The organism is Nocardia sp. NPDC051900 (assembly GCF_044452545.1).
Lineage (GTDB): Bacteria > Actinomycetota > Actinomycetes > Mycobacteriales > Mycobacteriaceae > Nocardia > Nocardia sichangensis.
In genome coordinates this window covers 329,967-354,059 of the sequence record NZ_JBITBU010000007.1, presented here as the reverse complement: position 1 = coordinate 354,059, position 24,093 = coordinate 329,967, and the positions used below count along the sequence as shown (strand labels likewise).

The 24,093-nt window shown below is 68.3% G+C and carries 26 protein-coding genes; 7 read left to right on the top strand and 19 right to left on the bottom strand.

Annotated features, from left to right (window positions below; all coding sequences use genetic code 11):
• Positions 1-7: 7 nt before the first annotated feature.
• Entirely contained in the window at positions 8-481 is a 474-nt protein-coding gene (locus ACIA5H_RS14680) for a MarR family winged helix-turn-helix transcriptional regulator (protein WP_397076450.1), read from the top strand.
• Between the two features lie 116 nt (positions 482-597).
• Here the strand turns inward: ACIA5H_RS14680 and ACIA5H_RS14675 are convergent, their stop codons facing one another.
• The 3 genes from ACIA5H_RS14675 to ACIA5H_RS14665 all read right to left on the bottom strand — a co-directional run bounded on the left by ACIA5H_RS14675 (position 598) and on the right by ACIA5H_RS14665 (position 2,847).
• Complete coding sequence (locus tag ACIA5H_RS14675) at positions 598-900, bottom strand: hypothetical protein (RefSeq protein WP_397076448.1); 303 nt, start codon at positions 898-900, stop codon at positions 598-600.
• A gap of 88 nt (positions 901-988) precedes the next feature.
• Positions 989-1,765, bottom strand: a complete 777-nt coding sequence (locus ACIA5H_RS14670) for an SDR family oxidoreductase (protein ID WP_397076446.1) — start codon at positions 1,763-1,765, stop codon at positions 989-991.
• A gap of 131 nt (positions 1,766-1,896) precedes the next feature.
• The gene (locus ACIA5H_RS14665) at positions 1,897-2,847 is read right to left on the bottom strand and encodes a helix-turn-helix transcriptional regulator (protein ID WP_397076444.1); all 951 of its coding nucleotides are present in this window, start codon (positions 2,845-2,847) and stop codon (positions 1,897-1,899) included.
• Positions 2,848-2,909: 62 nt separating this feature from the next.
• On the opposite strand from ACIA5H_RS14665, the gene ACIA5H_RS14660 reads away from it, so the two are divergent.
• Positions 2,910-4,058, top strand: a complete 1,149-nt coding sequence (locus tag ACIA5H_RS14660) for an epoxide hydrolase family protein (RefSeq protein ID WP_397076442.1) — start codon at positions 2,910-2,912, stop codon at positions 4,056-4,058.
• A gap of 177 nt (positions 4,059-4,235) precedes the next feature.
• On the opposite strand, the gene ACIA5H_RS14655 is transcribed toward ACIA5H_RS14660, so the two are convergent.
• The 4 genes from ACIA5H_RS14655 to ACIA5H_RS14640 all read right to left on the bottom strand — a co-directional run bounded on the left by ACIA5H_RS14655 (position 4,236) and on the right by ACIA5H_RS14640 (position 9,259).
• Entirely contained in the window at positions 4,236-6,290 is a 2,055-nt protein-coding gene (locus ACIA5H_RS14655; RefSeq protein WP_397076440.1) for a 5-oxoprolinase/urea amidolyase family protein, read from the bottom strand.
• Positions 6,287-6,901: an urea amidolyase associated protein UAAP2 gene (locus ACIA5H_RS14650; RefSeq protein WP_356963787.1), complete on the bottom strand. Its 615-nt coding sequence runs from the start codon at positions 6,899-6,901 to the stop codon at positions 6,287-6,289. Before ACIA5H_RS14650 ends, ACIA5H_RS14655 begins: the two co-directional genes overlap by 4 nt.
• Positions 6,898-7,650, bottom strand: coding sequence for a DUF1989 domain-containing protein (locus ACIA5H_RS14645; RefSeq protein ID WP_397076437.1), 753 nt, complete (start codon positions 7,648-7,650; stop codon positions 6,898-6,900). The genes ACIA5H_RS14650 and ACIA5H_RS14645 overlap by 4 nt, the downstream gene beginning before the upstream one ends.
• 73 nt (positions 7,651-7,723) lie before the next feature.
• The gene (locus ACIA5H_RS14640) at positions 7,724-9,259 is read right to left on the bottom strand and encodes an amino acid permease (protein WP_397076435.1); all 1,536 of its coding nucleotides are present in this window, start codon (positions 9,257-9,259) and stop codon (positions 7,724-7,726) included.
• A 220-nt stretch (positions 9,260-9,479) separates the two neighbouring features.
• On the opposite strand from ACIA5H_RS14640, the gene ACIA5H_RS14635 reads away from it, so the two are divergent.
• Positions 9,480-10,154: a TetR/AcrR family transcriptional regulator gene (locus ACIA5H_RS14635; RefSeq protein ID WP_364428649.1), complete on the top strand. Its 675-nt coding sequence runs from the start codon at positions 9,480-9,482 to the stop codon at positions 10,152-10,154.
• 10 nt (positions 10,155-10,164) lie between these two features.
• Here the strand turns inward: ACIA5H_RS14635 and ACIA5H_RS14630 are convergent, their stop codons facing one another.
• The 3 genes from ACIA5H_RS14630 to ACIA5H_RS14620 form a co-directional block, all read right to left on the bottom strand.
• A complete protein-coding gene (locus ACIA5H_RS14630; RefSeq protein ID WP_397076432.1) occupies positions 10,165-11,178 on the bottom strand; it encodes a hypothetical protein in 1,014 nt (337 codons plus the stop codon).
• Positions 11,179-11,238: 60 nt separating this feature from the next.
• Complete coding sequence (locus ACIA5H_RS14625) at positions 11,239-11,778, bottom strand: hypothetical protein (RefSeq protein WP_397076430.1); 540 nt, start codon at positions 11,776-11,778, stop codon at positions 11,239-11,241.
• Between the two features lie 70 nt (positions 11,779-11,848).
• Positions 11,849-12,058 carry a hypothetical protein gene (locus ACIA5H_RS14620; protein WP_397076428.1) on the bottom strand — a complete coding sequence of 70 codons (210 nt, stop codon included), beginning with the start codon at positions 12,056-12,058 and terminating at the stop codon, positions 11,849-11,851.
• 640 nt (positions 12,059-12,698) lie between these two features.
• Between ACIA5H_RS14620 and ACIA5H_RS14615 the strand changes: the two genes are divergently transcribed.
• Together ACIA5H_RS14615 and ACIA5H_RS14610 are read left to right on the top strand one after the other, a co-directional pair.
• Positions 12,699-14,054: a helix-turn-helix domain-containing protein gene (locus tag ACIA5H_RS14615; protein ID WP_397076426.1), complete on the top strand. Its 1,356-nt coding sequence runs from the start codon at positions 12,699-12,701 to the stop codon at positions 14,052-14,054.
• On the top strand, positions 14,051-14,623 hold the full coding sequence (locus ACIA5H_RS14610) for a GNAT family N-acetyltransferase (protein ID WP_397076424.1): 573 nt from the start codon (positions 14,051-14,053) through the stop codon (positions 14,621-14,623). The genes ACIA5H_RS14615 and ACIA5H_RS14610 overlap by 4 nt, the downstream gene beginning before the upstream one ends.
• A gap of 40 nt (positions 14,624-14,663) precedes the next feature.
• Here ACIA5H_RS14610 and ACIA5H_RS14605 read toward each other — a convergent pair whose 3' ends face one another.
• From ACIA5H_RS14605 to ACIA5H_RS14580, 6 genes are all read right to left on the bottom strand, one after another.
• Positions 14,664-15,194 (bottom strand): hypothetical protein, encoded by a 531-nt coding sequence (locus ACIA5H_RS14605; protein WP_397076422.1) that lies wholly within the window; start codon positions 15,192-15,194, stop codon positions 14,664-14,666.
• An 89-nt stretch (positions 15,195-15,283) separates the two neighbouring features.
• On the bottom strand, positions 15,284-16,084 hold the full coding sequence (locus ACIA5H_RS14600) for a family 1 encapsulin nanocompartment shell protein (protein WP_397076420.1): 801 nt from the start codon (positions 16,082-16,084) through the stop codon (positions 15,284-15,286).
• Positions 16,081-17,139, bottom strand: coding sequence for a Dyp-type peroxidase (locus ACIA5H_RS14595; RefSeq protein ID WP_379250685.1), 1,059 nt, complete (start codon positions 17,137-17,139; stop codon positions 16,081-16,083). Before ACIA5H_RS14595 ends, ACIA5H_RS14600 begins: the two co-directional genes overlap by 4 nt.
• 57 nt (positions 17,140-17,196) lie before the next feature.
• Complete coding sequence (locus tag ACIA5H_RS14590) at positions 17,197-17,523, bottom strand: cupin domain-containing protein (RefSeq protein ID WP_356963798.1); 327 nt, start codon at positions 17,521-17,523, stop codon at positions 17,197-17,199.
• Positions 17,524-17,708: 185 nt separating this feature from the next.
• Complete coding sequence (locus ACIA5H_RS14585) at positions 17,709-18,209, bottom strand: dihydrofolate reductase (RefSeq protein ID WP_355074710.1); 501 nt, start codon at positions 18,207-18,209, stop codon at positions 17,709-17,711.
• A complete protein-coding gene (locus tag ACIA5H_RS14580; protein WP_397076416.1) occupies positions 18,206-19,033 on the bottom strand; it encodes a thymidylate synthase in 828 nt (275 codons plus the stop codon). The genes ACIA5H_RS14585 and ACIA5H_RS14580 overlap by 4 nt, the downstream gene beginning before the upstream one ends.
• 108 nt (positions 19,034-19,141) lie before the next feature.
• On the opposite strand from ACIA5H_RS14580, the gene cobF reads away from it, so the two are divergent.
• Both cobF and ACIA5H_RS14570 read left to right on the top strand, forming a co-directional pair.
• Complete coding sequence (cobF, locus tag ACIA5H_RS14575) at positions 19,142-19,906, top strand: precorrin-6A synthase (deacetylating) (RefSeq protein ID WP_397076414.1); 765 nt, start codon at positions 19,142-19,144, stop codon at positions 19,904-19,906.
• A 41-nt stretch (positions 19,907-19,947) separates the two neighbouring features.
• Positions 19,948-20,817: an Fpg/Nei family DNA glycosylase gene (locus ACIA5H_RS14570; protein ID WP_397076412.1), complete on the top strand. Its 870-nt coding sequence runs from the start codon at positions 19,948-19,950 to the stop codon at positions 20,815-20,817.
• 9 nt (positions 20,818-20,826) lie between these two features.
• On the opposite strand, the gene ACIA5H_RS14565 is transcribed toward ACIA5H_RS14570, so the two are convergent.
• From ACIA5H_RS14565 to ACIA5H_RS14555, 3 genes are read right to left on the bottom strand one after another with little or no spacing between them, the layout of a single operon-like run.
• Positions 20,827-22,335: a carboxylesterase/lipase family protein gene (locus tag ACIA5H_RS14565; RefSeq protein WP_397076410.1), complete on the bottom strand. Its 1,509-nt coding sequence runs from the start codon at positions 22,333-22,335 to the stop codon at positions 20,827-20,829.
• A 13-nt stretch (positions 22,336-22,348) separates the two neighbouring features.
• Positions 22,349-23,785 carry a dihydrolipoyl dehydrogenase family protein gene (locus ACIA5H_RS14560; protein ID WP_397076408.1) on the bottom strand — a complete coding sequence of 479 codons (1,437 nt, stop codon included), beginning with the start codon at positions 23,783-23,785 and terminating at the stop codon, positions 22,349-22,351.
• A 9-nt stretch (positions 23,786-23,794) separates the two neighbouring features.
• A complete protein-coding gene (locus ACIA5H_RS14555) occupies positions 23,795-24,040 on the bottom strand; it encodes a DUF2630 family protein (protein ID WP_355074698.1) in 246 nt (81 codons plus the stop codon).
• Positions 24,041-24,093 lie beyond the last annotated feature (53 nt).

The following is a 24,093-nucleotide window of genomic DNA, read 5'->3' as shown; positions in this document are numbered from 1 at the left end:
TGCCCGTATGGACGTGACTGAGCTGTTCGACGACCCGCGCCTTACCACGATGGGCCTGCTGTTCGAGGCGCACGGAGGTGTGGTCGCCAAGCTGGAGCAGGTCTGGAATGCGCACGGTCTGTCCGGACTGGATCTGAACGCCCTGATGCGGCTGAGCCGTTCACCGGGGCGGCGGCTGCGGATGACGGAGCTTGCCGTGCAGACCGCGCTGTCCACCAGCGGCGTCACCCGGCTGGTCGATCGGCTGGCGCGCGCCGGGCTGGTGGAACGCGAGCTGGACTCGGGCGATCGGCGCAGCGCGTACGCGGTGCTCACCGAGGCGGGCGCGGAGCGGCTCGCACAGGTGCTGCCGGACTATCTCGCCGCCGTCGACCGCTGGTTCGTCGGTTTGCTGACGCCCGAACAGCTCGCGGCGATGTCCGAGGCGTTGCGGATCGTGCGGGACACCGCGAACCCCGAGGCCACGTTCCGCATGGACTGAGCGTCAGGCGCTCGCGGCGAGCAACCGTTCCGGGCCGTCCAGGATCAAGTCGAGGCCGAAATCGAAATCGGCGATGCCCGAATGCTTCCCGTCGATCACCAGCTTAGCGAGTGCGTTCATGTACGGATACCCCTCGGCTGGGATGCGCGGCAGGAACTGTTGTGCCGCAGCGACGTATCCGCCCGGTTCCGTGGAAAATTCAACTCCTGCAATGTGAAACCGTAGCGGTGGCCGTCCAGCGCGTTCCAGGCGCGATCGGCTTGCGGCAGGGAGAAACCCGCCGCGCGCAGGCAGCCCACGGTGGCGTCGATGTAGCGCAGCATCGCGGGGCCGACGTTGATCGGCTGCGCCCGTCGATCGAGCGGCGCCATCCACTGGCCGAAGCATCGGCGGCGGTGGGCCATGTCGCCGACGGGCACGCCCAGGGTAAGACTGTGATCGTCGTCTGAGCGGTGGCCGAGGCCTGGTCGCCACCGACACCCGAGCCGGGTCGGCGGCAGTGACGGGTCATCCGGCCAGGACCGCGCCCCGGTGTTCCGCGAGGTAATCCGCCCAGGTCAGCTCGCCGACGTCGGCGCCGTCGGTCACCAGATTTCCGCCCGCGCGATAGACCCGGCCCGCCTTGCCCGGCACCCGGACGGTCAGCAACGCCCGCCGCTTGCCAAGCAGCGCCAAGTAGTCGCGGATCAGCTCGCGCATGCCGATCACCTCGGGCCCGACCAGATCCGGGACCCGTCCGGCGGGCGCGCCGACCGTCAGCTCCGCCAGCCGGGCCGCCACCTCGCGCACGTGCACCGGCTGGAGGCGCACCCCACCGAGCACCGGGAGCACCGGCGATTTCAGCATCGTGTCCACCAGCTTCGGTACGAAGTCGTGGAATTGCGCGGCACGCAGCGTGGTCCACGGGATACCCGACTCGGCGATGGCCCGCTCGGCGGCGAACTTCGCGCGGAAGTACGTCATCGGGAGCAGTTCGGCGGCGGTGACCGAGATGTACACGATGTGCCCGACGCCCGCGGCGGTGGCGGCCCGCAACAGATTCGCGGTGGCCACGTCGTCGCCCTTCGCGTCGCCCGCCAGATGCAAGATGGTGCCGACACCCGCCACCGCGGCATCTATGCCGGTGCCGCGCAGCAGGTCTCCCGCGACGAACTCGACTCCGCCGTCCGACGGACGTTCGGTGCGGCTCAACACGCGCACGTCGACGCCGGTCGCGCGCAGCAGCGGGAGCGCTTCGCGGCCGAGGGTGCCCGTGCCACCGGTGACCAGGATCTTCGCGGTCATGACTGTCTCCGATCTCGTCGGTGCCGATGGGACGTTCCCATCGCTTCACCGAGACGACGACGTGCGGGCGCGGACTGTGACACCTGTGCCGGGCACCACTCCTGACCGCGATAGCGACAGTCTGAGCCGGGTCAGCCGGCCGCCGCGCCGAGGCGCGCGGCGAGTTCGCGTAAGTGCGTGACGAGTTCCGGCGGTTCGTGCACCCGGAAGGGAAAGCCGAAGCCGGCGACGTAGATCGCCAATTCGTCCAGCGAGTCGGAACCCGTTCGCAGCAAACAATTTTCCGCGTCCACCGCCTCGATCACGCCGACGGTCGGGGCGATTCGCTCGGCGGCCACTTCCGCGGCGACCCCCAGAGTGATGCGCGCCGCGTAGCGGTACGGCGCGGTGGTGACGCCACGGGAGACGTACCCGGGCAGGTCGGCATCGGGCGCTTCGCGCGGGGTGAAGCGGGGGCCGGTCGGGATGCGCGGCCGCAGGCGGTCGACGCGGTAGGTGCGCCAGTCCGCGCGGTCGACGTCCCAGCCGATCAGGTACCACCGCCTGCCCGTGTGGGCGAGGCGATGCGGTTCGGTGACGCGCAGCGAGGTGGCGCCGTCGTGCGCGCGATAGTCGAAGCGCAGGCGGTGGTGGTCGCGGATGGCCGCCGCGACAGCGGTCAGCACGTCCGGGTCGACGGTCGGGCCGCCCGCGGGCACCGTGACCGTGGCCGCCTGGAGCATCCCGACGCGGTGGCGCAGGCGCGCGGGGAGCACCTGCTCGAGCTTGGCCAGCGCGCGTAGCGAACTGTCCTCGATGCCCGCGATGGTGCCGCCCGCCGCGGTGCGCAGGCCGAGTGCCACCGCCACCGCCTCGTCATCGTCGAGGAGCAGTGGCGGCAGCTTCGCTCCCGCACCGAGCCGGTAACCCGCCACGCCCGGTGTCGCGTCCACCGGGTAGCCCAGCGCGCGCAGCTTGTCGATGTCCCGGCGGACGGTGCGCACGTCGACACCGAGTCGTTCAGCGAGTGCGGCGCCGGTCCAATCGCGCGGGGTCTGCAACAGCGACAGCAGACGAAGCAGGCGCGCCGAGGTTTCCAACATGGGAAAAGTCTGCCCGAAAGCTAGGGCAAAAGCTGTCCTAGGCAGGCCATACCGTCGATGACATGACCGACGAAATCACTCCGTTCCGCATCGAAATCCCGCAGCGGCAACTCGACGACCTGCGTATCCGTCTGGACGCGACCCGCTGGCCTGCCCCCCTGCCCGGGGACGACTGGGACACCGGTGTGCCGACCGCGTGGCTGCGCGAACTGGCCGACCACTGGCGTACCGGATACGACTGGCGCGCGGCCGAAGCGCAACTCAACTCCTATCCGCAGTACACGACGGAGATCGACGGGCAGACCATCCACTTCCTGCACGTGCGCTCGCCCGAGTCCGACGCGCTGCCGCTGCTGCTGACCCACGGATGGCCCGGCTCGGTGGCCGAATTCCTCGACGTCATCGGGCCTTTGAGCGATCCGAGGTCGCACGGCGACCCGGCCGACGCGTTCCACCTTGTCATCCCGTCGCTGCCGGGATTCGGGTTCTCCGGCCCGGTCGCCGAGACGGGCTGGAGCGTCACGCGGATCGCCGCGGCGTGGGCCGAGCTCATGGGCAGGCTGGGGTATGAGCGATACGGCGTGCAAGGCGGCGACATAGGAGCGGCGGTGAGCCCGGAGGTGGGTCGAACGGTGCCCGATCAGGTCGTGGGCGTGCACGTCAACGGCGCGCCGGGTCTTCCGCCGCTGCCGCGCGCGGAGGCGGAGCTGGCGAGCCTGACCGAACTGGAGCGCGATCGCGTCCGGCGGATGCAGGCGTTCATGCGGGAGGAGTACGGCTACGTCGCCATCCAGTCCACCCGCCCGCAGGCCTTGGCCTACGGACTGACCGATTCTCCGGTGGGGCAACTGGCCTGGATCATCGACAAGTTCCGGGAGTGGACCCATCCACGGGCCGTCGAGCCGGACAAGATCCTCGACCGGGATCGGCTGCTGACCAACGTGATGATCTACTGGCTCACCGGCACCGCGGGCTCCTCGGCCTATGTCGGCTACGCCCAGGACGCCCCGTGGGGCGAGCCGAAGCGCAACTCCGGCGTGCCGACGGCCGTGCTGGTCTTCGCCCACGACGTCGGCATTCGTCGCTACGCCGAGGAAGCCAACACCATCACGCGCTGGAACGACGTCGATCGCGGCGGCCACTTCGCCGCCATGGAGGAACCCGCGCTGCTCACCGCCGACATCCGCGAGTTCTTCCGCGACCTGCGCTGACGAGTCAACCGGTGAGCTCCTGCGCAGATATCGCACATAGTTCGCGACCCCTGCGCTCATAACTCAACCCGTGAGCTCCTGCGCAGATAACACACGCAGTTCGTGACCTGCGCTCATAACTCAACCCGTGAGCTCCTGCGCAGATAGCACACGCAGTTCGTGACCTGCGCTCATAACTCAACCCGTGAGCTCACCAGCCGAGCGCCAGGAATTGCGTTCCGCGGTGAACGCTTCCGCCTGCTTCGCGCGGAAAGCGTCGATGGATCGGGCGTTCTCGGCGAGGAACGCCCGATACTCCGCCAGGCGGAATTCGCCGTCCTCGGCTCGCACCCGCACGTCGCCCGCGGCGAAGTCGGCGCGCAGGTCGAGCAGTTCCTCCGCTTCGACGGGATACCAGCGGATCCGGTCGAAGTAACGCAGTAGCCAGGGTGTTTCGACGCCCGATGCGGCCCGGTCGGCGCCGGGGGGAACCGGGCCCGCACCGGCTCGGTGATTCCACACCTGCGTGGTGCGTCCGACGAACTGATATCCGCCCGGCCCTTCCATACCGTAGATGCACAGATAGGCGCCGCCGATGCCGACCGCGTTCTCCGGCGTCCAGGTGCGGGCGGGGTTGTACTTCGTGGTGACCAACCGGTGCCGGGGGTCGGTGGGTGTGGCGACCGGCGCGCCGAGGTAGACGTCGCCGAGGCCGAGAACCAGGTACTCGGCTCCGAACACGGTGTCGTAGACGTCCGCGACGGAAGCCAAGCCGTTCATGCGGCGGATGAACTCGATGTTCCACGGGCACCACGGCGCATCGGCGCGCACACCGTGCATGTAGCGGGTGATCGCCTCGCGCGTGGACGGATCGTCCCAGGACAGCGGCAGATGAACTACCCGGCTGGGCACCACCAGCTGATCGGAGGCGGGCAACTGCGCCTCCGTCTCGGCGAGCAGGTCGAGCAGCGCGGCCACGGACAGCACGTGCGGGTCGACCCGGATCTGCAACGAACGAATGCCGGGGGTCAGCTCGGTCACGCCGCGCACTCCGGCGGCGAGCAGGTGCTGATGCAGCGCGTGCACGCGGGCGCGCAGGCCCAGATCCAAGGTCATGGCGCCGTATTCGACGAGGACGCCGTCGTCGCCGGCGCGACGGTAGGTCACCGCGGTCTCGTCGTCGGCTTCGCAACGGCGCAACACGCCGTCGTCGCCGTCGCCGCCCGACGAGAGCACCGTCGGCCACCCGGCCCGGCGCGCGAGCCCGAGCTCCCGGATCGAGGCCGCCCGGTCACCGCGGACCGGCACGAATCGCACGCGGTCGCCCGGCGAGAGCTGCCCGAGCTTCCAGCGGTCGGCCGCGACGACGGTGACCGGGCAGACGAAACCGCCGAGGCTGGGTCCGTCGGGACCGAGCAGAATGGGCGTGTCGCCGGTGAAGTCCAGCGCGCCGACGGAATACGGGGTGTCGTGGATATTGGACGGGTGCAATCCCGCCTCGCCGCCGTCGGTGCGGGCCCATTCCGGTTTCGGCCCGATCAACCGGACGCCGGTGCGGTCGGAGTTGAAGTGCACCTCGTAGTCGGTGCCGACGACGGTCTCGAAGTCGGCGCGGGTGAAGAACTCGGGCGCACCGTGCGGGCCCTCGGTGACGGCGAGTTCCCAGCGCCGGGCCAGCACGGGTTGCTCGTCCATCGGCACGGCCGCCGTGACGCGGCCGTGGTGCGCGCCGAGCGCGAGCGACTCTCCGGCGCGCAACGCGGCGCCGGTGCCGCCGCCGAAGCGGCCGAGCGTGAACGTGGCTGCGCTACCGAGGTATTCGGGCACGTCGATACCGCCGGCGATCAGCACGTAACAGCGCATCCCCGGTCCGCGCACCGCGCCCACGTCCAGCACACCGCCCGCGGGCACCCGCACCGTCCGCCACTGCGGCACGGCGACGCCGTCTACGGTCACCTCCGCCGGAGCGCCGGTGACGCAGACCCAGCCCGGTGCGGTGAACCGCAGCGCGGGGCCGCCGAGGGTGCATTCCAGTCCGGCGGCGCCCTCGGCATTGCCGAGCGCGCGATTACCCAGACGGAAGGACAGATCGTCCATCGGCCCCGACGGCGGGACGCCGATGTGCCAATACCCGACCCGGCCCGGCCAGTCCTGCACGGTGGTGAGCATGCCGGGGCGAACGACCTCGATCCGGTCGGGTCGCGCGGACTCGTCCTGCGCGACCCGGGCCACCGGTAGCTCGGCGACGGTCATCGCGACACCACCATGCGCACCGGGGTCGGGTCGAAGCCGTTGCAGGGGTTGTTGATCTGCGGGCAGTTCGACACCAACACCAGCGTGTCGATCTCGGCGCGCAACGTGACCCGTTTGCCCGGCGCGGACAATCCGTCCACGATGCCCAGCGTGCCGTCCGCCTCGACCGGAACGTTCATGAACCAGTTGATATTCGACACCAGGTCGCGTTTGCCCAGGCCCCAGCGCAACGCCTCGGTGAGGAAGTTCTCCACGCAGGCGTGCTGGTGGCGGGTGTGGTGGCCGTAGCGCAGAGTGTTGGATTCCTGCGAGCACGCGCCCGCGATGGTGTCGTGGTTGCCGACCTCGTCGGCCACCACCGTCATCAGTGCCGTGCCCGTGTCGGTGCGCAGCACGCTGCCGGTGGTGAGGAAGATGTTGCGCTGGGCGGTGATCGTGGCCTGCGCGCTGTAGCGTTCGGAGTGATCGGCCGCCGAGTACAGCAGGCAGTCCACCGCCTGGTTGCCGTGCAGATCGATGATCTCCAGGTATTCGCCCGCCCGGACCACCGCCGACCAGGGCGAGCGGGCGGGGACGGTCTCGTCGAGCACGATGGCGCGTGCCGTGGTCATGCGGTTGCCTCCAAGGTCAGCGCGGCGGTCCAGGCTTGTTCGGTGTTCTCCAGGGCCCGTCGGTATTCCGGGTCCTCGTTGCCGGGTGCGGCGAGGTCTTCCGGTGCGGCCCACGCGACGAAGTCGAGGTCGGTCGCGGGCCGGTCGTCCAGCGGATGCGCGGAGTTGGCGACCAGCACGGTGACCGGCAGGTGCACCAGCAGATCCACGGAGGAGCCGGGGGCGGCGCTGCCGGTCGAGACGAGCGCGCCATCCCGCGCGACACGCACGCCGCGGAATAACGAGACCGTCGGCCCGATGTCCCGTGGTTCCAGGCCGTGTTTGGCGCCCGCGAGGCGCAGCGAATGCCGGGCCTGGTCGGTGGGTCCGCAGAGCGTGTCGTGGTGGCCGGAGGTGTCGGCGAGCACGGTCGCCAGCACACGGCCCTGGTCCGACAGCAGCGGGTGGCCGCTGCCCAGGTACGCCTGCCACGGCACCTTGACCGTGTCGGCGACGTTCAGGCGCTCCCACGGCGCGTCGGCGCGCACCAGCAGCAGGTGCGCGCAGGCCGCGCCGTGCGGGTCGGACAGGCGGACGCGGGTGCCGCGTCCGAGCGCGATGTTCGCGTAACCGCCCGCCGGAATCCGCTGGGCGAAGGTGATCTTCGAGGCGGGGATGTCGGCGGGGAGCGCGGGATTCGCGATCGTCGCCGCCGCGGCCTGCGCCCGTGCGTGCGCTCGCGCGCCGGAGGTGTCCGCAGTGCTTGTCACGATGATTCCTTTCGGATGCCGAATATGGGGGAATGCGGCGGTGCCTGGCAGCGCACCGCCGCATCGAAGGCGCTCAGGCCGGTTGCGGTGCGGGCTCGCCCGCGGTGACGCCGCGCGACCAGCCGACCACGAAGCGATGCACCACGACGCCGACGGCGAGCACCAGCAGCACGAAAAGCGGTGCGGCCCAGAGCATCCACCAGCCACCGCCGGCCGGGGTGTATACCTCCGCCCGTGGCCAGGCCAGGTTCACCACCATCGCGATGCCCCAGGCCACGGCGAGCGCGTTGACCGGAATGCCGAATCGGCCCAGGCCGAACAGCCGCGCGTCGGTGCCCGTGTCCGGCAGGCCGGTGAACCGCCGGATCAGCAGTGGCACCGTCACCAGCAGGTAGGCCAGGTAGAGCGTGACGATGCAGACGCTGGCCAGCGTCGCGAAGATCGCGGCGTTGCCGAGATTCAGCACCAGCAGGCCGATGCCGAGCGCGCCGATCACGATCGCGGGCAGCACCGGCGTGCCGTAACGCGGGTGCACCGCGGCGAGCCTGCGGGCGAACGGCAGCTTCCCGTCCCGCGCCATGGAGAACATCAGCCGCGAGCCCGCGGTCTGGATAGCCAAGGTGCACACGGTGATCGCGACCGCCACGCACCCCAGCAGCACCTTGCCCGCCGGGCTGTCCAGCTTCGCGGTGAGCACGTAGGCCAGGCCGTCGGAGGCCAGCGCGCCATCGGACAGGCTCGGCGCGGCCATCAGTGCGCCGAGCAGCATCAGCCCGCCGCCCAGCGCCGAGACCGACAGCGCCGTGAGAATGGTGCGCGGCGCGACCCGGCGCGGGTTCTTGGTCTCCTCGGAAAGCTCACCGGCGGAGTCGAATCCGACCATGACGTAAGCCGCCATCAATCCCGACACCAGGAACGCGGCCCAGTAGGGTCCCGGCGCGGCCTGGTCGGTCTCCAGTACCACGCCGGGCCCGCGCTCGGTGTGGGTGAAGAACAGCGCGACGATCGCCAGCACGCCGACGATCTCGACCGTGACGCCGATCGAGTTGATCCGCGCCATCAGGTCGATGCCGATGACATTGATCAGCGTGGTGACCACCAACAGGATGCTGCCCAGCAGCACTGCGTTGGTCGCGCCGGACGACGAGGTGAGCGCGGTGTCGGTGCCGACGAGCTGGAATCCGCTCCAGATCGACGGCAGCACCACTTGCAGGGCGATCGCCGCCGCGGCGGCCGTGACGATCTGCGCGATGATCATCATCCAGCCCGCGAACCAGCTGACGAGTTCGCCGCCGAGCCGCCGGGACCACTGGTAGATGCAGCCCGAGATCGGGTAGCGCGCGGCAAGTTCGGCGAAGTTGAGCGCGACGAGGAACTGTCCGGCGAACACGATCGGCCAGGTCCAGAAGAAGGCGGCTCCGCCGAACGAATAGCCGAAGCCGAAGAATTGGAAGATCGTGGTCAGGATGGAGACGAACGAGAAGCCTGCCGCGAAGGAGGCGTAGCGGCCGAGCTTGCGGTGCAGCACGGGCTGATAGCCGAACCTGGCGAGGTCGGCGCTGTCGCCGGTCAGGTCGGGCGGCGGGGTCTGGGCGAGCGTGGTGGCCATGGGCGGTCCTTCGGCGTGCGGCCAATAACTATCAGACGACAGTTTTGCCGCCGCGATCGCGCTTTCGGTGACCTGCGTGTATCGCTTTCGAGACCTTGGGTAACTTCTGTGTTGCGGCTATTTCTATCAAGTGACAGAAAACGCACCGCGTGCCGTCGGCCAACTGAGCGCTCGACCACCGCGCCGGACCATCCCCACGCCGACCTGCCAGAATGAACCCGTGGCAAACCTCGGGCCCGGACGGCCGCGTCTCGAACAGCGACGCAGGCGCGGATCGACGCCGCGCGCCGAGATCCTCGACGCCGCAGGCGAACTGTTCACCACCAACGGGTACGCCAACACCTCCACCCGCGCGATCGCCGACGCCGTCGGCATCCGGCAGGCCTCGCTCTACCACCACTTCGCCGCCAAGGACGACATCCTCGACGCGCTGCTCGCCGAAACCGTCGCCGCCCCGATCGAACTGGCCGAGCGCCTGCGCGCGGCGTCCGAACCAGTGCCGGTCCGGTTGTACGCGCTGGCACTGTTCGACGTGCGGCAACTATGTGCGTCCCGCTGGAATCTCGGTGCGCTGTACCTGCTCCCGGAACTGCGCACCGAGCGCTTCGCCGCCTTCCGCCTGCGCCGCGACGAATTGCGCGGACATTACGAGACTTTGGCCGCGCAGGTGCTGGCCGAGGTCGGCGCGGTGAGCGTGCCGGGTACGCAGTTGCTGCCGTTCCGGTTGGTGGAGACGGTGATCAGCATTCGCTCCGACGAAGGAGCCGCGCCCAGGTACGCCGAGCGCACGATCCCCGGGGCGGTACTGCGCACGCTCGGCTGGCCCGGAGATCTCGACCCGATCCGGGCCGAGGCGATCGTGCTGCTGGACCACCTGGCGATGCCCAACCCATGACACGGTACGGCTACCGATTGCGCTCGATCCCCCGGCTCCGATCCTGGCTGTGCAAATAACCCCGCACGACCGACGGAGCATGACCCGGCGACTCCCGCACCGCCGCCGACGGCGGTTCCGCTTGACCGAGCCCGAGAATCTTCACCACCTCCGGTGGTATTCCGCGCGCTTGCAGCCGCGCCAGATGTTCCGCGCGTTCCTTCTCGGCTGCCGCACGTGCCTCGGCCGCCTCTCGGGCCGCCCGTTCCCCGGTGTCGGCGGCCGGTCGTTCTTCCTGCTGGTTAGGCGCCGGGAATTCCTGTGCCACCCGTTCGGCGGCCTCACGTTCGACCCTTGCGCGCTCATCGACCCCGCGTGCTTGCCTGGTTCGCTCGGCTTCTTCTCGCGCTTGTCGATCGCGCTCGGGGGCTTCCGCCCGGCCACGCGTGGCACCATCGCGGAACCTCAGCATAATCCGGAACTTCTCGGCTCGCTCACGCGCTCGCGCAAGCTCGGCGATTTTTTCCCGACGATTCTGTAAAGCCTGGAGCTTCCCCTGTCGAGCTTTCTCGCGGATACCCGGTAATTCGAGCTGCTGCGCTTTACCGCGCTCCACGGCGAGGCCTCTGGCCCAAATCTCGCGGGCATCGGATCGTGATATCAGCTTGTGCTGAAATTGACTCGGAAAATCGCGAATCAAGCCGTCTATCAGTTTTTGCAGGTCTTTCGCGACCGGCTCGCCTTCGACGGATCGCAACATGTGCTGATGGTTCGGGTTCTCTTTGAGGATCTCCCGCATCGCCTCCAGTTGCTTTTTGTCTTTATTTCCTTCGATCCGGCCGGATTTGTCTTCTATGGTGAATGTCCGCGCGCCGACTACTTTGGAGTGGTCGACCCGGATTCGGCCCTTCGTGGTTTCGTATATTCGCGACCCGGGAGTATATCCGTTCTCGCGGTCGCGAAAGAATCGATCGATGCCGTTCTCGAATATCCTGCCGCGTTCATGATTCGGGACCTTGTCGCGATCTCTGTCATACTCGTCCATCGCTGGCCACACCCCCCGGGTGAGCAGAACGCACTGGTCAATTATTTTGTTGGCGAGCCATCATCGAGCAGTCGAGGCTTCTTCGTCAAGTTTCTCTTGGTGATATGCTGCATATTCGCGGAAGGTGGCGGCCATTGTCGAGAACATTCCGTCATAGACATCAGGGTCGAAGTCGATCATGCTTCCCATCAGTCCCCATATTGTGTCTACGTCTTCATCTAGCGTGTCGAATTGTAGGGCCGGATTCACGTGGTCATAAAATGAATGATCACGACCGAACCATTTGTATTCGATCCACTTGGCACCCGTAAATTTGATAAAACACTCACCGATGAAACAGATGAAAGCGTCCGCCATGTCGGCGCTCTCGGGTTTCATCGCTGTAGCCAAGTCCGGAAAAAGTTCGGCAACAATCGAATCGAGCCGCTTGACTTCCTCTGATTCTTCCGGCCACGGCTCCGAAGGAATCTCACGTATGCCTGCATAGTCCATGAACTTCTGGACCTGAGCCGCGCGGCGGTCCGGGTCGACCCATTTGCCCCACTCGGTCTGCTCGACGGGTACGCCGAGATCCATAGCCAACTGCTCGCCATTCCCCACGCCTAGCTCCTTCTCGTCATGGTCCGAACAGGTCAGTGTCGCGCGTACATAGTCACCGGGCAAGGAGCCCTCACCGCTCCAGGTACAACCTCTCATTCGGTAACCTGGGCCAGCACTCGGCATTATCAGGAAGCACGTGCACCGCGTCAACGTAGTGGCGTTTCCGGTGGTCTTCGATGAACGTCAACGCGGCAGTAAGGCAAGCCGTGAAGTCGAGCCGGACGCCGTGCAGGAACACCGACAGATGCACATCCGGATCGTTCGGCAGCGGAGAAGTCATCGCGCTTCGCCTCCGTTCATCGGCTATCCGGACCGACACACGCCCGAATGGACTCGACCACAACCATTCCCGACGGACGAAACCTGTCTCGGGGTGTCTCTATCCAATGCCTGACAGCGCCGGACTCAGCAGTGGGCGACGGCAGTGCAACTGTGCCTCCGTCCCGGACAATCGACACGTCGAGCCGAAACATCTCCGCGAAAAGCCGTGTGTCGTCTGGAAGATCCTGCCGCACAATGTAGGTCCACCTGTTCGAGCGAGGATGCGCCACGATCGGCCCTATCGCATCCCTGCGGCGCTGCATGACTTGCCTGACAGCCCGCCCTAGCGGAGCGGGCATGGTCAACGCTCCTACGTGCGACGTGCGCATGATGATGCGCCCCAGCTCGGGCGGGTCGATCACAGCGGGCAAATCACAAACGCGCCGGTAGAAGTGGCAGCGGGACGCGGGTGTATCCCCGAAAGGTGTGTGCTCCATCGTTTTCAGACCTCTTGGTCAGGTTGCTCGGTGTGGGTTCAACCCGGCGGCGGGGCTCTTCCAGCTTGTCCGTGCTGAGCATGTGATCCCAGGCACACAACTCGTCTGGAGGTCGTACGCTTCTCGTACGGACCGTTGGAGGGCACGGGCGAGGGGTGGGTATTGATCGTCAGCACATGGACACGAAAAGAAGTCCGAGCGCTGCGCGAGGTTGCTTTGCGCATGACACAAGAGGAGTTCGCTGAGAAGGTCGGATTTCAGACTGCGACTGTGCAGAAGTGGGAACAGAGGACCACAGCGGAGCGTCCGGTCAGAGGGCGGTCGGCCGAAGCGCTCGACACGATCTACAACGGCCTCGAACCGGCGCAGCGGGAGCGGTTCTGGCATCAGTTGGCAGGTGCACCACCGAAAACCGGAGGGCATCCTGTTCTTAGCGGGGCAGAAACCATCCAGCCCGAACCGGCCAGTGCTGGTGACGGTGCGGTCGGTATGCATGTGCGGGAAGTCGAGGACGATGTGAAGCGGCGTGAGTTCAACAAGCTAGCCGCGGTAGGCGCGGTCGCGGTGCTTGTCCCGGACAGCGCCGACCGAATCGGCATGAGTGATGCCGAACGGCTGTTGGCCGATGTCGATGCGCTCGGTCAGGAGGATCAGCGCACAGGCGGTGCACAACTGGTCGGTTTCGCCGTTGACAAGCTGGCGCACGCCCTGGACCGGCTTCAAACCGGTGTATTCGATTCCGCTACTGGCAGCGCCTTCACCAAGGCGACCGGAGAACTAGCCGTGCTCGCCGGGTGGTTGGCCTATGACGCGGACCGGCACCCGCTTGCGCGCAGGTGCTTTGCTGATGCCATGGCTCTCGGCACCGAGGCGAACGACGATGACCTCATTGCACACACTTGCCTGATTGCGGCGAATCAATCCAGCTCCCTTGCTCGCGCCAATCGAGGAGGAAGCCCCCACAAGGCCCTGCAACTCGCTGATCGTGCCCGCACCTTGATGCGCGGTCGGCCACCAGGCCGGATACATGCTCTGATAGCTGTTCGTGAGGCGCAGGCGTGCGGAATACTCGGTGACAGAATTGCTTTCGGGCGTGCTATCGCGACCGCATGGCGAGAGTTGGATCAGGCCATGCAGTCCGAACCGCTGGAAGAAGTTCCGCAATGGCTGCGATTCGTAACCTACTCGGAGATCGCCGACCACGAGGCTCGCGGCTATGCGGACATCGGCGACCTGCGTCGATCTGTCGAGTTGTACGCGGCTGCCGTCGATCACCCCGCGGCAATGCGTAATGCCACGATCGTCCGCGCATGGTCGGCGGCGACCAGGGCTCGCCTCGGCGATATCACCGGCGCGCTCGAGCACGGCTTCCCGGCGTTGTCGGAACTGTCTGCCATTGCATCGACACGCACACTGCGCCGCCTCGAGCCAGTTCGAGCAGCAGTCGATCGGGTGTCCGCCGGTGTGGAGTTCCGCGAGCTGTACGACTCCCTGACGCGGAAGGCGGTGACCGCGTGACCGGCTTCCCGGATGGCCTGAAATTCGAGCACTACACAGCTGCCGAAGCACGTGCGCGAAGAGAGATCGTCGAGGACGTCTACCGCCATTCATACGTCGATGCCATCGAATCTGGAGATCCGTTCGATTCGCCTTCGGAATTCATGCGCCGGTTCGATTCCTACACCGGTCCCCGTGGCAGCGGCTTCGCATATGTGCTTGCCCGAGTCGAGGGTGAACCTGCGGGGCAGACCTGGGGATGGCCGCTACCTCCGAACGCGCGATGGTGGACAGGACTGCATCTCGACAGCGGCGATCCCGAGGAGTTCACCACCGAAGACGGCGCGCGCACGTTCGGTCTCAGCGAGATCATGGTGTGCGCGGAATATGCCGGGCAAGGCGTAGCGCGGGCACTGCATGACGAACTGCTCGGTTCTCGATCCGAACAGCGCGCGACACTTCTCGTCGAAGCGGACAACGAGCGCGCCTACGCGCGCTATCGGCGCTGGGGCTGGGAAAGGGTCGGATGGCTGCGCCCATCTTGGCCTGACGCCCCCCGTTTCGAGGTGCTGATCCGCGAGTTGCGCTGAGCAGAAACGACGAAAGAAGCCGGCTCGGCTGACCCACCCCTCAGTGCGTCGGCGGCCCGATCTGCCAATGCTCCTGCAACGCGCCCGCGATCTGCGGCAACACGGTCACCGGAATCCGCTTGCGCCGCAGTATCGCCCGGATCTCCGTCACCTGGTCGCGTTTGCGCAGGTCGTACGCTCCCGCGACCGGGCGGACCACCGGGGGAATGGACAACAGCACCAGTTCGCCGTGCGGTTCGTCGCCGCCGATGAGGTCCAGCGCCAGCGACCACCGGGCGCGCTCGTCGAGCGTGAAGCGCCCGGCCACCACGCGGTCCCACGAGATGCTGGAGATCGTCCACGGCTTGCGCCGGTAGATGGCGTGATCGGTGAGGACGACGGCGTCCCGGGTGAACAGGGCGACCAGCACCGCGATACCGACGACGGCTCCGGCCAGCAGGCCGGTGAACACCCGGTTCACCCCGAACGCGGCGACGAACGAACCGCAGATCGTGACGGTGGCAAGGATGCCGAGCACGCTGTAGAACACGGCGCGCTGCGTCGGAACGACACCCGCCCGCACCGTTGTCATCTCACCTACCTGTTCATGGCGCATATCCGGCCACCGTACCGTCTCGCGCTCCGGCCGCGCACCTGGCCGTTCCCAGATGTGACCGGCGCTCAGAGGGTCAGCGGGACCGCGGCCTCGGCCGTGTACACCAGGAACGTCAGGCTCTGCTGGAAGTACAGCTGCACCGACGTGCTGTCGTGCGTCAGGTAGCCGATGGACAGGTCCTGGCCGATGCGCAGATCGAAGTCGCCGCCGCGCGTGGTGAGCACGATCGCGCCGTCGATGGCGGGCGCCCAGATGATCTCCCCTTCCGGGATGAGGCGCTCGATATGCGTGCGGATCATGTGGCCGTGGTCGGAGGTCTCGCTGACCGCGGTGTACAGATCGGCGCTGAGCAGCACCGAGTACGGTCCGTCGACACCGGCCAGCCGCAGGGCGGTCAACGCCTGCGCGATCGCCTCGGGAACCAGCCGGGTATCGCTGGGCAGCGTGATCGGGTCGTTCGACGAGGCGGCGCGGATGCCGGTGATGTGCGCGGCCGGATACCCCTCGAAGATCGCCCGGTCCTCGGCGAACGCGATCTTCTTCGCGGCGTCCTTCACCGGGTCCAGGTCGGCGTCCTGCGCGCCGCGCTCCACGTTGTCGAGTTCCTCGCGGGAGAGCGTGAACGGCACCCGCAGTTCGACCAGCGGCGCGACCACCCGCTGACGGGCGAACACCCCGGCGTCCGGCGAATCGATCGCCGTGGTGTGCCCGGTGCCCACCGCCGAGTAGTCGACGCCGTGCGGGCCGGACAGGTCGACGACGCGCCGGCCCGCGATGTGCCGCTTGAACGTGCGCGTCGCCTCCTCCTCGATGGCCGCCCACGCCTCGGAGGTGATCGGCGCTAGTTCGCGATGGAGGTTGTTCATGACCGGATGCTCCTTTTCAACGAGCCGATACCGAGGGCGCCGTCGCCCGCGGGCGCGGCGGTGCCGGGCAGATCTGCGGGACCGGCGCCGTCGGTGTCCACGGACACCACGGATTCCGCCGCCTCCCACGGCGCCGGGGGCAGATCGTCGAGGAAATCGACGGTGGGTGCGAAGAACGAGGTGCCTGTTTGGGCGACGGAGAAATCCAGGATGCGGTCGTAGGCCGCCTCGTCGGTGCCGAGGAACATCCGGGTGAGCATGCGTTCGGTGACGCTCGGCGTGGCCGCGTAGGCGATGTAGTAGGTGCCGAACACGCCCTCGCGCACGCTGCCGAAGGGCATGTTGCCGCGCAGGATCTGGCGTTCGGTGCCGTCCGGATCGATCAGCGTGTTGACCTCGACGTGCGAGTCGGCCGGCTTGATCTCGTCGGGGAGTTCGAAGTCGTCCAGTTTGGTGCGGCCGATGACGCGCTCTTGCTCTTCTACCGAGAGCGCGCGCCAGTCCGCCAGCGGGTGCGTGTACTTCTGCACGATCACGTAGCTGCCGCCGGTGAAGTCCGGGTCCTCGTCGCCCACCAGCGCCGCCGCGTAGGCCGCGCGACCCTCCGGATTCTCCGTGCCGTCCACGAAACCGAGCAGATCGCGCTGCTCGAAGTAGCGGAAGCCGACCGTCTCGTCCACGATCGTTCCCGCACCGGCCAGCCGATCGCCGATCGCCATGGCCAGCTCGAAACAGGCGTCCTGCACCTCGGACTTGATGTGGAACAGCAGGTCGCCCGGCGTCGCGGGCGCGGTGTGGCGTGCGCCGACGTAACCGGGGAACGGATGCAGCTCAGCCGGTTTCGGGCCGGCGAACAGGCGGTCCCATGCGTCGGAGCCGATCGAGGTGACGCAGGTGAGGTTCGCGCCCGGCAGGCGGAAGCCCACCGAGCGGCGCAGGCCGGTGATATCGGCGAGCAGGTCGCGGACCGTCGCTTCGCCACCCTCGTCGATCGTGGCGACCAAGAAGATCGCGGACGGTGTGAGCGGTTCGAGGATCGGCTGCGGCTCACCCATGATCGACACCCTAATGCCCGACCGGTCCGGCCGGGCTACGGACCCGCATCGTGGTGGCTACATCGCCACCGTCAGCAGGAACGCGACGTCGTCGATCGCCTTGACGCTGTGGCGCGCCTTCGGTATCACGATCAGGTCGCCCTCGGAGCCTTTCCATTCGTTGGCGCCGCTGAGCAGCACCAGGGTGCCGCTGAGCACCTGCAACGTGGCTTCGCCGGTGTTGTCGTGTTCGGCCAGGCTGTGCCCGGCGATCAGGCCGACCACCGTTTGCCGCAGCGTATGCGTGTGGCCGCCATAGATTGTCTGTGAACTGCGCCCGCTCGTGGCGAGGGCGGCCAGCTTCAGTTGCTGGCGCGCTACCGCAGTCAGCGATTTCTTTTCCATGGACCGCCTTTCGCAGAGCACCACAGCCGGTGCCGGGCTGGTGGCAACGGCTCGAGGCGGGCGACCGGACGCGGGTCCGGCCGCCCGCATATCGAGGAGTATGCCCGAGTCCGTCGCGGCGCGGGCCGGGTTCGACCGTCCCCGCCCGTAAGGGCGGCGTTCGCGGAGCCTCTTGGCGTGGCGCGCTAAGCGGGCCGCCGGGTGTAGTGCCGGATGCGGTAGCGCAGGCCGGTGGCCGAGGTGCGCCACGGCTCCGGGTCGTCGGGCCGCCACTGCGGTCCGATCGACGGCGCGAAGGCGTCGCCCTCGACCGCGGTATCGATCTCGGTGACGCGCAGGTCGGTCGCGAACTCGAGTGCGGCGCGGTAGATCTCGCCGCCACCGGCCACCCAGACCGCGTCCGGGGCGCACTTGGCCAGCGCCTCCGGCACCGACGACGCCCGCTCGGCGCCTTCGGCCGACCAGTCCGGCTGCCTGGTCACCACGATATTGCGCCGCCCCGCCAGCGGCCGGAACCGCGGCGGCAGCGAATCCCAGGTCCGTCGGCCCATCACCACGGGATGTCCCCAGGTGACGTCCTTGAAGTGCGCCATGTCCTCCGGCAGCCGCCAGGGAATGGTGTTGCCGGACCCGATCACCCCGTCCAGGGTCTGCGCCCAGATCAGCCCGACCGTCCGCTCGCTCACACCGCCACCGGGGCCTTGATGGCCGGATGGTGCCGGTAGTCGATCACCTCGACGTCCTCGTAGCGGTAGTCGAACAGCGTCGGCGCGGGATGCAGCCGCAGCGTGGGAAACGGGTAGGGGTCGCGGGCGAGTTGCTCGGCGACCTGGTCCAGGTGGTTGTCGTAGATGTGGCAGTCCCCGCCGGTCCAGATGAAGTCACCGGGCGTCAGCTCGGTCTGCTGGGCGACCATGTGGGTGAGCAGGGCGTAGCTGGCGATGTTGAACGGCACGCCGAGGAACAGGTCGGCGCTGCGCTGGTAGAGCTGGCAGGACAGCTTCCCGTCGGCCACGTGGAACTGGAAGAACGCGTGGCAGGGCGCCAGCGCCATCTTGTCCAGGTCGGCGACGTTCCACGCCGAGACGATGATGCGCCGGGAGTCGGGGTTGGTGCGCAGCGTGTGCAGCACCTGGGAGATCTGGTCGATGTGCGTTCCGTCCGGCGCGGGCCACGACCGCCACTGCACGCCGTAGACCGGGCCGAGTTCGCCGTCGGCGTCGGCCCATTCGTCCCAGATGGAGACGCCGTGCTCGCGCAGCCAGCCGATGTTGGAGTCGCCGCGCAGGAACCACAGCAACTCGTAGACGATCGACTTGAGGTGGACCTTCTTCGTGGTGATCAGCGGGAAGCCCGCCGCGAGGTCGTAGCGCAACTGGTGGCCGAAGACGCTGCGCGTTCCGGTGCCGGTGCGATCGGCTTTCTTCGTGCCGGACGTCAGCACCAGTCGCAACAGGTCCTCGTACTGGGTGTCGGGAGCCGATGCCGGATCGAGCGCGTCATGAGCCACGTCTGGCAACTCTAGTCTTCGTGCTCGCACACTCGGCGAGCCGATCGGGCGCGTCCCTGGCCACGCCTGACGACGGTGGCCCGCCGTGGCCCTGGCAAGCTCGAGCCCATGCGCAAGCTCTACGTGATCGGCATCGGTGCAGGCGACCCCGACCAGGTCACCGTGCAGGCGGTCAAGGCGATGCGGCAGGTCGAGACGTTCTTCGTCATCGGCAAGGGGGAGGCCAAGCGGGAACTGGTCGACGTGCGGACGGCGATCCTGACCGAACACATGGATCGGCCGTACCGGATCGTGCCGATCGCCGACCCGCCGCGGGACCGCACGCCCGCCGACTACGTGGACGTGGTCGACGACTGGCACGATCGCCGCTCGGCGCTGCTGGAATCGGCGTTCGCCGCGGCCGACGGCGTCGGCGGCATCCTGGTCTGGGGTGATCCCGCGCTCTACGACAGCACGCTGCGGATGATCGAGCGGGTGCTCGCTCGCGGCGTGGTGCGTTTCGACTACGAGGTGATTCCCGGCATCACCAGCGCGCAGGCCCTGGCCGCCCGGCATCGGATCGTGCTGCACGGCATCGGTGAGCCGGTACGCATCACCACCGGCCGTCGCCTGCGTGACGAGGGACTCGGCGCGGAGAACGCCTTGGTGATGCTGGACGGCGACTGCTCGTTCACCACGATCTCGGCCCCCGACGTGCACATCTGGTGGGGCGCCTACCTCGGCATGCCGGACGAGACGTTGATCGAGGGGCCGCTGTCGGAAGTGGCCGAGGAGATCGTGCGCCGTCGCGCCGAGTTGCGCGACCGGAAGGGCTGGATCATGGACATCTATCTGCTGCGCCGCGCGGGGAGTGATCCGCCCGCTGCCGTGTGAGAACCGGCAGGTTGTCGGTAGGGCTGGGTAGTCTGAACCCCGTGCCTGAGCTACCGGAAGTGGAGGCGTTGGCTCAGTTCCTCCGGGAGCATGCGGTCGGCGCCGTGGTCGGCCGCGTCGACGTGGCCGCGTTGAGCGCCGTCAAGACATTCGAGCCCCCGGTCACCGCGTTGTCCGGTCGAGACGTCACCGGCGCGGGGCGCTGGGGCAAATTCCTCGGCATGGAATGCGACGGGCTGTGGCTGGTCACGCACCTGTCGCGGGGTGGATGGCTGCGCTGGATCGATGAGCCGAGCCCGACGCCGCCCAAGCCGGGCGGCAAGAGCCCGCTGGCGCTGCGGGTGCACTTCTTCACGCCCGAAGGGGCGACACCCGCGTTCGACCTCACCGAGGCCGGCACGAAGAAGCGGCTCGCGGTGTACGTGGTGGCGGACCCGAAGGCGGTGCCCGGTATCGCGCGCCTGGGCCCCGACGCGCTGGAGGTGACCGAGGCGCAGTTCGCCGAGATCCTGCACGGCACCTCCCAGCGGATCAAGACCGCGCTCGTGGACCAAGCGCTGCTGGCGGGCGTCGGCAACGCCTACTCCGACGAGATCCTGCATACGGCGCGGATCTCGCCGTTCGCGAACACCAAGACCCTCCCGGCGGACAAGATGGCCGAGCTGTACACCGCCATGCGCACGGTGCTCACCGACGCGGTGCAACGCTCGGTCGGCCAGGACGCCGCCCGCCTCAAAGGCGAGAAGCGCTCCGGTATGCGGGTGCACGCGCGGACCGGGCAACCCTGCCCGGTCTGCGGCGACACGGTCCGCGAGGTCTCCTACGCCGAACGGTCCTTCCAGTACTGCCCCACCTGTCAGACCGGCGGCAAGATCCTCGCGGACCGGCGGATGTCGCGCTTGCTGAAGTAGCGGCCCGGCTCAGGTCAGCGTCGGGACCCGCACGCCCTGCCAGGCGAGTCGTTTCTCCCGGTCCGGGTCGTGTTCCACGCGCGTGGGGTAGTCGATGATCAGGGTGGACCTGCGGGCCTCCGTGTAAGCGGGCCAGGATGGCAGCGGAGTTCCGGTGCGCGCGAAAGCCAGCCAGTTGTCCTGGAACTGCTCGGTGACCGCCCGCAGTCCGCGCCTGCCGCCCGCGGCGGTGAAGGCCCGGCCGATCGGAGTATCCGTCACGCCGAAGACCGGAACGAGATCGGTCGCGTGCGTGGCGCCGATCCCGGCGAGTTGCAGGGCGCGCGGGGCGAAGTCGTAACGGTAGGCGTAGGTCGGCGCGTGCCTGCTGTGACCTTCCATGACCGTCACCGAAGGACGCCAGAAGGTGTAGTCGCCACCCGCCCGCACCGCGGCCTTCGGCTGGGGATAGCCGGGATACGCCGCCTTGATCCTGGACTCCGCCTCGGTGGAGTTACCGAGCGCCGAGCGCAGCCGGTCCGGGGTGGTGGGCAGTTCGTCGGCGAACCTGGCGAACAGCGTGCCCTCGTCGCGGTTGGTGCCGATGATCAGCGGCACCCGGTGCGCGGAGCCGTCGGTGATCGCGTCGACCGGGGAAACCGGCAGGAACTCGCCGTCCACGACCGGGCACACCGGAAAGGCGCCGGGCTGTTCCCGCACCACCTGGCCGATGGTGCGGTCGACCGCGCGGCGGATGTCGTTGGCGCCTGCCGTGCGCAGGGCGGTGTGCGCGGTGTCCGGCGTGGCGCCCAGCGCGGCGACGCAGCGGCGCGCGAAGCCGCGGGCTTCCTCGGCGGTCACTGCCCAGTCCGCGGGTGGGCTCTGGGAAATGGCTTGATGGAAAAGCCCTTTGGCTTTCGGTGTGGCCAGGAGACCGAGTACGGCGTGCGCCCCGGCCGACTCGCCGAAGATCGTCACGTTGCCCGGATCGCCGCCGAAGGCCGCGATATTGGTGCGCACCCACTCCAGCGCGGCGAGCTGGTCACGCAAGCCGAGGTTCGAGTCGAACGGTTCCTGCGCGGTGCCGAATTCGCTGAAGTCCACGTAGCCGAACGCGCCCAGCCGGTAGTTCAGCGAGACCACCACCACGTCGCCACGCAGCGCCAGTCGCGCGCCGGAGTACAGCCCGAGCGCGGAGGTTCCGATGAGATAGCCGCCGCCGTGGATGAAGACCAGCACCGGGCGCGGGCTCGCCGCCGGTGTCGCGGGCATGGTGACATTGAGTGTCAACGCGTCCTCGCTGGTCGGCTGATAGGCGCGCGGCCCGATCCGCGCCCCGGAGCGATGCTGCATGGCCGCGGAGGTGAAGTCCGTCGCCGCCCGAACGCCGGACCAGGGTTCGACCGGCTGCGGAGCGCGAAACCGCAGGTATCCGATGGGAGGAGCCGCGTAGGGAATGGACCGCCAGCGCAGGACGCGGCGGCCCCGGCGACCGCGGACGACTCCGTCGGCGGTCGCGATATCCGTTGTTGCCACCATTTAGAAATGGTAGCTACGCGCGCCGCGCCTCCAACAGGCGCAGCCAGAACTCGCTGACCGCAGGGAAAGCTGGCACGGCGTGCCAGAGGGTGGACAGCGGCACCCCGCCGACCACGGCGATCGTCGCCGCGTGCAATTGCTCGCCCACGTCGGGCCCCACGAAGGTGGCGCCGAGCAGCGTGTCGGTGGCGCGGTCGATCACCAGTTTCGCGTGGCCCGCGTAGTCGTCCCGGGACAACGCCGACCCGGCCACGTCGATGTCGAGTTCGACGGTCTCCACCGAGTGCCCCGCGTCCCTGGCCACCGCCTCGGTCAGGCCGACCGCCGCGACCTCCGGCGCGGTGAACACCACTTGCGGCACCTTGCCGTGATCGGAACTCGCCACGAACCGCGGATCCTCCAGCGGCTTGCCCTCGGCCCGCGCGGCGATCACGTCGCCGCACACCCGACCCTGGTACTTGCCCATGTGCGTGAGCGCGGCGCGGTGGTTGAGGTCGCCGACCACATACAGCCACTCGCCCTCGACATCGCGCGCGGTGAGGTGGTCGTCGACCGCGATGTAACCATCGGACAGCCCGACCGCGTCCAAGCCCAGCCCTTTCGTGGCGGGTGCGCGTCCGGCCGCCACCACGATCTCGTCCACCTCCAGCGCCGACTCGCCTTCGGGACCGCGCAACCGGACCGTGACGGGACCGCCGTGGATCCGGCCTTCACCGGTGTCCTTCGCGACCGGGCGCTCGACGGAGGTGGGCTCGGTGCGGAAACGCACTCGCACGCCCGCGTCGGTCAGCGCCGCCGCCACCCGTTCGCCCGCGAACGGCTCGTTGGCGGCCAGCAGCGCCGAGCCGCGCACCAGCAGGGTGACCTCGGCCCCGAGCGCGGCCAGCCAGGTCGCCGCCTCACTGGCCACCACGCCGCCGCCGACCACGGCGACCCGGCGCGGGACCTCGTGCAGATTGGTGGCGTCGCGGGAGGTCCACGGCAGCGCGGCGCGCAGGCCGGGCACATCGGGCACGTTCGCGGTGGTGCCGGTGGCGAGCACCACGGCATGCCGGGCGCGCAACTGCCGCCCGTCGACCTCGACCGAGCGCGTGCCGGTCAGGCGGCCGGTGCCGCGAACGACGTCGATGTGGTTGCCGCGCGCCCAGTCGACCTGGGCGGAATCGTCATGGTCGTGCACGAAGGCGTCGCGCCGCCGCAGCACCGCCTCGACGTCGAGGCCGGTGGCCGAAACGCCCGGCATCGCCCGCGCGGCCGCCAGGACGTGGCCCGGTCGCAACAGCGCTTTGCTCGGGACGCAGGCCCAATAGGAACATTCGCCGCCGATGAGTTCACGCTCCACGATGGCGGCCGTGCGGTCGCTGCCCGCGACGGCGTAGGCGGCGGCGTTCTCGCCCGCCGGTCCGCCGCCGATCACGATGACGTCGTAGTCGGTCGGTGTGCTCGACATCGCCCGCGCCTACTGCAGGTAGCCCTCGACCTGCGAGACCGTATTGGCTTGGACCGCGTCCGGGGATTGGCCCTGATCGATCCGCGCCCGGCGGTGACGGAGCAGGTCCCAGGCCTGATCCAGCATCACTTCCAGTTCGGCCAGGCGCTGGCGTTCGGTCCTCGGGTCCAATTCGCCGCGAGTCGCCTGCGAGCGCAGCTGGTGCTCCTGGTCGACCAGTTCCTTGATCCGCGCCAAGATGTCCTGTTCGCTCATGGTCCGTCCTTTCCGGCATGTGCGGGGCTCCGCGTGATCACGCTGCGCTGCCG

Excerpts from the sequence above, each read along its gene's own strand:
- ACIA5H_RS14565 (WP_397076410.1), bottom strand. The coding sequence starts at position 22,335 with ATGGTGGCAACAACGGATATCGCGACCGCCGACGGAGTCGTCCGCGGT.
- ACIA5H_RS14630 (WP_397076432.1), bottom strand. The coding sequence starts at position 11,178 with ATGGACGAGTATGACAGAGATCGCGACAAGGTCCCGAATCATGAACGC.
- ACIA5H_RS14680 (WP_397076450.1), top strand. The coding sequence starts at position 8 with ATGGACGTGACTGAGCTGTTCGACGACCCGCGCCTTACCACGATGGGC.
- ACIA5H_RS14595 (WP_379250685.1), bottom strand. The coding sequence starts at position 17,139 with ATGGGTGAGCCGCAGCCGATCCTCGAACCGCTCACACCGTCCGCGATC.
- ACIA5H_RS14620 (WP_397076428.1), bottom strand. The coding sequence starts at position 12,058 with ATGACTTCTCCGCTGCCGAACGATCCGGATGTGCATCTGTCGGTGTTC.
- ACIA5H_RS14640 (WP_397076435.1), bottom strand. The coding sequence starts at position 9,259 with ATGGCCACCACGCTCGCCCAGACCCCGCCGCCCGACCTGACCGGCGAC.
- ACIA5H_RS14600 (WP_397076420.1), bottom strand. The coding sequence starts at position 16,084 with ATGAACAACCTCCATCGCGAACTAGCGCCGATCACCTCCGAGGCGTGG.
- ACIA5H_RS14555 (WP_355074698.1), bottom strand. The coding sequence starts at position 24,040 with ATGAGCGAACAGGACATCTTGGCGCGGATCAAGGAACTGGTCGACCAG.
- ACIA5H_RS14655 (WP_397076440.1), bottom strand. The coding sequence starts at position 6,290 with ATGACCGTCGCCGAGCTACCGGTGGCCCGGGTCGCGCAGGACGAGTCC.
- ACIA5H_RS14665 (WP_397076444.1), bottom strand. The coding sequence starts at position 2,847 with ATGTTGGAAACCTCGGCGCGCCTGCTTCGTCTGCTGTCGCTGTTGCAG.
- ACIA5H_RS14605 (WP_397076422.1), bottom strand. The coding sequence starts at position 15,194 with ATGACAACGGTGCGGGCGGGTGTCGTTCCGACGCAGCGCGCCGTGTTC.
- ACIA5H_RS14660 (WP_397076442.1), top strand. The coding sequence starts at position 2,910 with ATGACCGACGAAATCACTCCGTTCCGCATCGAAATCCCGCAGCGGCAA.
- ACIA5H_RS14590 (WP_356963798.1), bottom strand. The coding sequence starts at position 17,523 with ATGGAAAAGAAATCGCTGACTGCGGTAGCGCGCCAGCAACTGAAGCTG.
- ACIA5H_RS14650 (WP_356963787.1), bottom strand. The coding sequence starts at position 6,901 with ATGACCACGGCACGCGCCATCGTGCTCGACGAGACCGTCCCCGCCCGC.
- cobF (WP_397076414.1), top strand. The coding sequence starts at position 19,142 with ATGCGCAAGCTCTACGTGATCGGCATCGGTGCAGGCGACCCCGACCAG.
- ACIA5H_RS14670 (WP_397076446.1), bottom strand. The coding sequence starts at position 1,765 with ATGACCGCGAAGATCCTGGTCACCGGTGGCACGGGCACCCTCGGCCGC.
- ACIA5H_RS14560 (WP_397076408.1), bottom strand. The coding sequence starts at position 23,785 with ATGTCGAGCACACCGACCGACTACGACGTCATCGTGATCGGCGGCGGA.